This window comes from Faecalicatena contorta, assembly GCF_001404335.1.
GTDB classification, from domain to species: Bacteria; Bacillota; Clostridia; order Lachnospirales; family Lachnospiraceae; genus Faecalicatena; species Faecalicatena contortus_B.
The window spans coordinates 1-8,246 of sequence record NZ_CYZU01000098.1 but is presented as its reverse complement, the minus strand read 5'-3'; the positions used below and the strand labels follow the sequence as shown (position 1 = coordinate 8,246).

7 protein-coding genes are annotated in these 8,246 nt (G+C 45.9%); 2 read left to right on the top strand and 5 right to left on the bottom strand.

Annotated features, from left to right (window positions below):
• Nucleotides 1–1,445: thioester domain-containing protein (locus ARB69_RS27310; RefSeq protein ID WP_055155344.1), on the bottom strand; the 1,445-nt coding region annotated here is incomplete at its 3' end.
• A gap of 170 nt (nt 1,446–1,615) precedes the next feature.
• Between ARB69_RS27310 and ARB69_RS26355 the strand changes: the two genes are divergently transcribed.
• Nucleotides 1,616–2,173 (top strand): biotin transporter BioY, encoded by a 558-nt coding sequence (locus tag ARB69_RS26355; protein ID WP_083487204.1) that lies wholly within the window; start codon nt 1,616–1,618, stop codon nt 2,171–2,173.
• Nucleotides 2,174–2,247: 74 nt separating this feature from the next.
• Here ARB69_RS26355 and ARB69_RS24960 read toward each other — a convergent pair whose 3' ends face one another.
• Together ARB69_RS24960 and ARB69_RS24955 are read right to left on the bottom strand one after the other, a co-directional pair.
• On the bottom strand, nt 2,248–2,469 hold the full coding sequence (locus ARB69_RS24960) for a hypothetical protein (protein ID WP_055155343.1): 222 nt from the start codon (nt 2,467–2,469) through the stop codon (nt 2,248–2,250).
• A 169-nt stretch (nt 2,470–2,638) separates the two neighbouring features.
• Nucleotides 2,639–4,792, bottom strand: a complete 2,154-nt coding sequence (locus tag ARB69_RS24955; protein WP_055155342.1) for a Tex family protein — start codon at nt 4,790–4,792, stop codon at nt 2,639–2,641.
• Nucleotides 4,793–5,046: 254 nt separating this feature from the next.
• On the opposite strand from ARB69_RS24955, the gene ARB69_RS24950 reads away from it, so the two are divergent.
• Nucleotides 5,047–6,882 (top strand): GBS Bsp-like repeat-containing protein, encoded by a 1,836-nt coding sequence (locus ARB69_RS24950; RefSeq protein ID WP_055155341.1) that lies wholly within the window; start codon nt 5,047–5,049, stop codon nt 6,880–6,882.
• Between the two features lie 101 nt (nt 6,883–6,983).
• Here the strand turns inward: ARB69_RS24950 and ARB69_RS24945 are convergent, their stop codons facing one another.
• Nucleotides 6,984–7,343, bottom strand: a complete 360-nt coding sequence (locus ARB69_RS24945; RefSeq protein ID WP_055155340.1) for a YccF domain-containing protein — start codon at nt 7,341–7,343, stop codon at nt 6,984–6,986.
• On the bottom strand, nt 7,343–7,801 hold the full coding sequence (locus ARB69_RS24940; protein ID WP_050640364.1) for a hypothetical protein: 459 nt from the start codon (nt 7,799–7,801) through the stop codon (nt 7,343–7,345). The genes ARB69_RS24945 and ARB69_RS24940 overlap by 1 nt, the downstream gene beginning before the upstream one ends.
• Between the last annotated feature and the right edge of the window lie 445 nt (nt 7,802–8,246).

Sequence of the window (8,246 nt, the reverse complement as noted above, 5' to 3'; positions counted from 1 at the left end):
GGATATGGCGGCTCCGGTGGGTATGGTGGATATGGCGGCTCCGGTGGGTATGGTGGATATGGCGGCTCCGGTGGATATGGCGGTTTCGGTGGGTATGGTGGATATGGCGGCTCCGGTGGGTATGGTGGATATGGCGGTTCCGGAGGATATGGCGGCCTGGATGGCCAGGATGGGTACCAGCCCGGCGGCGGGCACATAATTATATAGTTTGGCCATGGATACATGCCTCCATGCCATAATCCGCTGTTGCTGTTAGTATTACTATTATTATTGTTGTTATTATTGTTATTATTATTGTTGTTATTAATACTGATGCCCGTCTGAGAGTGGGACTTCTTCTCTGTATTACGCGGTACAGAGGCACATACGCAGACAGATGCCTCTAAGTTTACCTGGACATCTTCAAACGTCGTACCTATAGGCTGGTAATTCTGCCCCGTACCCGTGGGATTCATCGTAACAACCCTTGTGACAGTTCCCGTAAATGAGGCACGAACGGTAAAACAAATATAATCTTTAATAGTCCGAACTGCAATATAAAATTCATCTCCAATAGAAGGCGCATCCATTTTATTCCCGCAAAAATCCATAAAAGAAGCAGAGAATCCTTCCTGACTTACACAGATCGGTTCAACTGTTATCACCGGTTTTCCGGTAAATCCCGACTGCAGCATAAATGGGCCGATAAGGAGACGCCCGCACACGGTTCTGACTTCATCCGGACAGCCTTTAAAAACGAGATATGGTTTGTTAGAAACAGTGGGAATTGTTCCCGTATTACAGCAGTCGATAGGATTATCTGTGCAGCATCCAGCTGTATTTGCGCTGACAGGCGGAGCCGGATTTGCCGTATCGTCTGCAAACTCCCCGGCCAGTTCCAGAAGCCTGAGCACCGTGGCACGAAGCCTGACTGACTTCGGATGCTGTTCCGTGGATGAGCATTCCAGAAAATTCACTTCATCCGGAGCAATCTGCCCCAAGAGCACCCATAACGCCACCTGAACCGCCGCATAGGCATCGTTATCGTCAAGAACCGGACTTGCAGCATAATCTGTTCCGGTCAACTCAAAAGTCGCCTGTGCGCTCACTGCCGGATAGCAATTTGCCAGAATCCAGGCCAGCATCTGCTTTTGCCGTTCAGTAGCTGAGGCAAAAATAGTTTCAAAAGGTGCGCTCTCATAAGGTACATCATTATATGGTCCATCCGCAAATTTATCAAGGCAGTACGCCTTTTCCGTAACTCCATTAATAGTCCTTTGAAATTGAAAAATATTATTATGATCGGGTCTGTCCAACTGATATCTGGATGCGGAAGTATACGGCAGTGCACAATAATTGCGCACCTCAGCGTCCCCAGTCGCAGTCCCTGTTAAGTCCGTACCTGAATAAATTATAAATGGACGTGATACAAGACGATTCATTTCAGCATTATTACTTAAAGCCATGTTTCATTCTCCAGTAAAATCATTTTCACAATACAGTATGCTAAATCAGACAAAATGTTTCACAAAATAAGACACCGTTCATATTGTTAACTATTTTATATTTCAAGTTGACATTCCATCCAATTTCTTTTATACTAACAACATAAAATACAAAATGAGAGGAAAACATCATGGAAAATGCACCCATCCAAAAGACATTTATCACAACCAAACAGCTCACCCTCGTCGGAGTAATGACAGCCGTAACATGCATACTGGGCCCCTTCAGCATCCCTCTGCCCTTCAGTCCGGTTCCGATCTCCTTTACCAACCTGGCCGTCTATCTCACCGTCTACGTCCTCGGTATGAAATTTGGAACCATCAGCTTCATCACCTACCTCCTCCTGGGAGCAGTGGGCCTCCCCGTATTCTCCGCCTTCACCGGAGGAATCGGAAAGCTCGCCGGCCCCACCGGAGGCTACCTGATAGGCTTCATCTTCCTTGCCCTCATCGCCGGCTTCTTCATAGATCACTTTGCAGCCCGTCTCCCCTACGCCCTCCTCGGAATGGTACTAGGAACCCTGATCTGCTACTTCTTCGGAACCACCTGGCTTGCCCACCAAATGAACCTAGACTTTCCCGCCGCACTAGCCGCCGGAGTCATCCCCTACCTCCCCGGAGACCTGGTCAAAATCATAATAGCAACCCTCCTGGGCCCCAAACTAAGAGCCGCCACACTGCGCCAATAAATCCAATAAATTAAACTGCTGGAACTCTCCCACTTATTATGAAGAAATCAACTCTCCATATATCACCCCCGCCTTTAATCGGAAGCCTGTCCCAGGCGCCCGATTAAAGTCTCCCCTCCAACACCGTCCCCCATCTCACTCTCCGACAGCCTCCCGACTTGTTTCACCAGCGCAGTAAACGGATAACGGACTGGCTGGGGGAATGTATATGCTCTTTTGATATGCTCTAGTCTGCCCCAGTGATTCTTAGAAAAAATACCGCCGGGAATGTGGGAGGAAACATGATTCCGAATCATGTTTCCGGATGACCCAGCACGAGAAATTATCAAATTTCTCGCGCTGTGTCATCCCGTGCCCACATTCCCGGCGGTATTTTTTCTTAGAATCACTCAGGCAGACGCCCGCATATCAAAAGAGCATATACATTCCTCCAGCCAGTCCGGCTATCCGTTTACGAAGCGTCCCTTAAGCCAGCCCCCGCATGGTAAGCTGTATCCTTTTTTTCTTTAGATCTACGCTCATCACCTTCACATCAACGATATCTCCCACGCTGACGGCTTCCAACGGATGTTTGATAAACCGGTCCGTGATCTGGGATATGTGCACCAATCCGTCCTGGTGTACTCCGATATCCACAAACACCCCAAAATCAATGACATTCCGAACAGTCCCTTTTAAAATCATTCCTTCTTTTAAGTCTTTCATATCCAGTACATCCGTGCGCAGAATCGGCTTTGGCATTTCTTCACGCGGATCGCGGGCCGGTTTTTCCAGCTCCTTCACAATATCCCGCAGTGTAATCTCTCCGATCCCCAGCTCATCAGCCAGTTGCTTATAGTCTTTGATTGTAAGAGAAAGCCCTGTCAGATTGCCCCCGGTAATATCCTCCGGTTTAAATCCCTGTCTGGATAACAGCTTTTCTGCGGCCGCATAGGATTCCGGATGAACCCCGGTCGCATCCAGGGGATTCCGTCCTTCCATAATACGCATAAATCCTGCGCACTGCTCATAAGCCTTGGGCCCCAGCTTCGCCACCTTGAGCAGCTCCTTCCGGTCCTTAAACCGGCCATTTTCTTCCCTGTAAACCACAATATTTTTCGCAATGGCTGCTGTAATACCAGATATATATGACAGCAGCGGAGCAGATGCTGTATTCAAATCCACTCCCACCTTATTTACACAATCTTCTACAACTCCATTCAGGGATTCCCCCAGCTTCTTCTGATTCATGTCATGCTGGTACTGCCCCACACCAATAGACTTCGGATCTATTTTTACCAATTCCGCAAGGGGATCCTGGAGCCGCCGCGCTATAGATGCTGCACTTCTCTGGCCCACATCGAATTTCGGAAACTCTTCGGAGGCCAGCTTGCTCGCAGAATATACCGAAGCGCCTGCTTCATTTACAATAACATACTGCACGCTCTGCGGGATTTCCTTTAACAGCTCTACAATAAACTGTTCGGATTCCCTGGATGCCGTTCCGTTCCCTACGGAGATCAGTGTTATATTATACTTTGCAATGATTTTCTTCAATAAATCTTTGGATGCCTTAATCTTCTGCGGCGTGGTGGGGGCCGTTGGATAAATGACGGTTGTCCCAAGCACTTTCCCCGTCTCATCCACGACAGCCAGCTTGCATCCTGTACGGAAAGCAGGATCCCATCCCAGTACAACATGGCCTGCAATCGGCGGCTGCATCAGAAGTTGATGAAGATTCTTTCCGAATACCTCTATCGCACCGTCCTCCGCCTTCTCTGTCAGCTCATTGCGGATCTCCCGTTCAATGGCCGGCGCAATCAGACGCTTATAACTGTCTTCCACCGCATCCTTCAGCACCGGTGAAGTGTACGGATTATTCTGACGGATTGTCTTCTTTTCCAGATAGCGGATAATGTCCTCCTCCGGAGCTTCTATTTTCACTGTCAGTATTTTTTCTTTCTCACCGCGGTTTAATGCGAGTATACGGTGTCCAACCAGTTTCGAAACCGGCTCCTCAAATTCATAATACATCTCATAGACCGACTCCGCCTCGGGATCCTTGGCCGAAGAAACCAGCTTTCCTTTCTGTGCCGTGATTTTTCGAATCCAGCTCCTGTAATCCGCTTCATCAGATATGGATTCCGCGATAATATCCTTTGCCCCTGCGATAGCTTCCTCTGCGGAGCTGACTCCTTTATCCTCAGAAACATATTTCTCCGCTTCCTTTTCCAGAGGTTCCTTAGCCTGCTGCAATGTAATCACTGCTGCCAGCGGCTCCAGCCCCTTCTCCTTTGCTATCGTGGCGCGCGTTCTCCTCTTTGGCCGATACGGGCGGTACAAATCTTCCACCACCACCAGAGTCTCTGCCGCCAGTATCTGCACTTTTAGTTCCGCCGTCAGTTTTCCCTGTTCCTCTATACTAGACAGCACCTGTTCCTTTTTCTCTTCCAGATTCCGAAGATAAATCAATCTTTCGTGCAGCTTTCGAAGCTGCTCATCATCCAGCGAACCCGTTGCCTCTTTTCTGTATCGTGAAATAAAAGGAATGGTGTTTCCCTCATCAATTAGCTTAACCGCCGCATCCACCTGCCAGCGTTTTACTCCTAATTCCTCTGTCAGTTTCTGATTAATATCCATATAGTCCGTACCTCTCTTTTTACTCCTGCAGTTTGGCCTCAAAGAACCACAACTCTTTCTATTATACAGGAAAGCACGCCTTTTTTACAACATTTTCTCCATCTTTTCATGCCTTATTATGGAAAACATCCGGCAAAAACCACCAAAATTGGGTATAATTTTTTAGCATTACTCCCCCATGAAATATCTTGCAACAAAATAGTTTACGCTTTATAATAATAGAAGTTAATTTAAAAAGACAGAGGATGTGTAAAATGAAAAAAATACTATCAATGATAAAAAACTTCTTCCGTGGATTCGGAACACTGCTGGCAGTGATATTAAGCACGACTGCTACACTGCTTTGCTTCAGTATTATATGGATGTTCCAGACCTGGAGCAACCTGTCAATGGATGAGCTCATGTTCCATTTGACAGCCCCTCTGGAGGGTACTAATGAGAGTATGATTCAGGAGTACTTAAACTCCTGCGCAGTCCCTGCAATTCTAATTCTATTTCTCGTCGTGATTCTTTTTACCGGATTCAGAAAAAAGAAAAAAGTATACAATTTCATCATGGCAATCTGTATTATTGTACCTCTGCTCGCAGCAGGAAAGTCTGTCAGCTATGCCTGGGACAATCTGGATGTTGGAACCTATGTAGCGGATCAGGGGGTTTACTCCACATTTATCGATGACAACTACATCGATCCCAGAGATACGGAAATCACTTTTCCAGAGCAAAAAAGGAATTTGATATACATATTTTTAGAATCTATGGAGACAACCTATGCAGACAAAGAAAATGGGGGGGCATTTGAACAAAATGTAATTCCTGAATTAACGTCACTGGCACAGGAAAACGAAGATTTTTCGGGAATTTCACCTGAGTTAAACGGCGGATATGCAATGCCTGGCGCTACATGGACTATTGCAGCGATGTTCTCACAGTCGTCAGGTATCCCGCTAAGTATATCTATTGAGTCTAATTCCATGGACACACAGAACTCATTTTTTGCTAATACAATAACTCTTGGGGATATTTTGGAACAGGAGGGCTATTCTCAGACTTTAATGATAGGCTCTGATGCCGTTTTTGGGGGCAGGCAGCTGTACTATACCGAACATGGCAATTTCGACATTCTGGATTACGAATATGCTAAAAAAGCCGGTTGGATTCCCGAAGATTACCGTGTTTGGTGGGGATTTGAAGATCATAAACTATTTCAGTTTGCAGAGGATAAACTGCTGGAACTTTCAGAGCAGGATACTCCGTTTAATTTAACACTGCTAACCGTTGACACCCATTTTGAAGATGGTTTTCCATGCGAAGTCTGCCCAGATACATTTGGTGACGATCAATATGCAAATGTAATGGCCTGCTCCAGCAAACAGGTAGCTGATTTTGTTTCCTGGATTCAGAATCAAAGTTTTTATGAGAATACAACAATCGTAATTGCCGGTGATCATCCTACAATGGACAGTGATTTCTGTCAGGATATTGATGACAGCTATACCCGTAAGGTCTATACAACCTATATTAACCCCGCGGTACAGAATACCACTTCAGATACACGCAACTACACTACATTTGATAATTTTCCAACGACTCTTGCCAGCATAGGTGCTACAATTAACGGAGACCGTTTAGGTCTTGGTACGAATCTTTTTTCTGAAAAGCCGACATTGACCGAACGTTTCGGGGTTGATACTATGAAAAAAGAGCTTTCCCGTAAGTCTCAGTTAATGGAAGAACTTGCCGACCTGGATGAAAGCAAACCTGAACTCCTGATCAGAGAAGGAAAGGCTCCAAAAGCCACAGTCAGTGTTGGCGGGTATGATTATAATTTAAATACCTTCCCCGTCAATGTAAACAATCTTGAGAATGTTCCAGATGGTGTCGGATCCATGCTGGCTGCCATATGGACAGAGGAAGACCAAAGTGATCTGCAGTGGATTCCAATGGATCAACAAGAGGACGGAAGCTATCATATCAATGTGGACATATCAACATACAACTATAAAACTGGTGACTACCAGGTACATATATATATGAGAGATGTTCATGGCGATCTGTACTGTATGGCTCAGACAACTGCATTTATTAACTAAGAAAATTGGGCAAGCGCCTCATTCATGAGGCAGCTTGCCCAATTTACGTACCACCGCAATGAAGATTAGCACCTATTATTAGGCTTGATCACGGTCTTTTCTTAATATACTTCCGATCCGAACGGCATCAGCGCCAGTTTTGCAAGTTTGAACTGCTGCATGCCAAACGGAATTCCTACGATTGTCACACAGAGCAGCGCTCCGATCACCGCAGACTCAATGGCCAGCGGAATCCCTGATAAAATCATCCAGATAATATTTAGTAGCATAGATCCTGCACCGCCGCCATAGCGTACTTCTTTCCCAAATGGGAAAAAGCTCAGAGCCGCGAATTTAAAGCACTGCATTCCAACAGGCATTCCCACAATCGTAATGCACCACAGGCATCCTGCAAATGCCCAGCTCAGACCACTGATAAATCCTCCAAATATAAACCATAATACATTTCCTATACATCCCATTAACGTTCGGCCTCCTTTCCAAGCATCAGCTGTTTTTCCCATTTCTGCAGGTTTTCTACCATTCCTTCCACCTGCAGGATTGCGTTCTCTAATTCTTCCTTTGCATCGTTTATCCTCGACTGGACCAGCCAGTCGGCGACAATACCATCGAAGAAGAAGTCGGCAAATGTAAGGAAATCCGAGATTTCCAGGCTCAGATGATATGGCAGCTCCACATCTTTCAATTCACACTGGAATATCTGAAGCTGAAACTTTGCATCCTGCAGTTTTTCCTGGGCATCATCCATCTTGGAGTGCTTGATCATATCTACAAAAAGACCTCCGCCAAGCATATCCCATAACCCCCAGTTTCCGGCGCTGCTTAAAGTCTCTTTGGCCGCCTTCATACTGTTCAGGGCCTTCTTTCCTGCGATAATCGCCTCATTCATCTCCACTACATTTTCCTTTTCTCTCATCATTAGAATCTCCTTTCCGGTGCCCTTTTTATGCAGCAGATAGTTCATCATCTATAACGGTCCACGGGAACAGCGGATTGTATCCTTGAAACCTTATGTCTTATAAAAGTAAAAAAGACCTTTATATACGACATATCTGCCGCAATAAAAGTCTTGCACATCTCATTTGATACGGATACCTCTCGATATCGGTTGACGATTTCAAACCCACCTCTCGGTGTTCGGCTACTCCCTTTTACTTGCTTGTTAAGAATATAACATGTTTCCCTTATATTGTCAACGAAGCACCTAAAATCTTTTCTTAAGATTTCTTTAGAATCGGGATTTAGTTGACAGGCTTTAGTCCTGTCGACGGATGGGGACGCTTCATGACAGGGAGGCCGGGGAGGTGCTGGGGCTGTATATGCCGTTGCGATATGCACCCATGCTGCTAAGTGATTCTAGAACA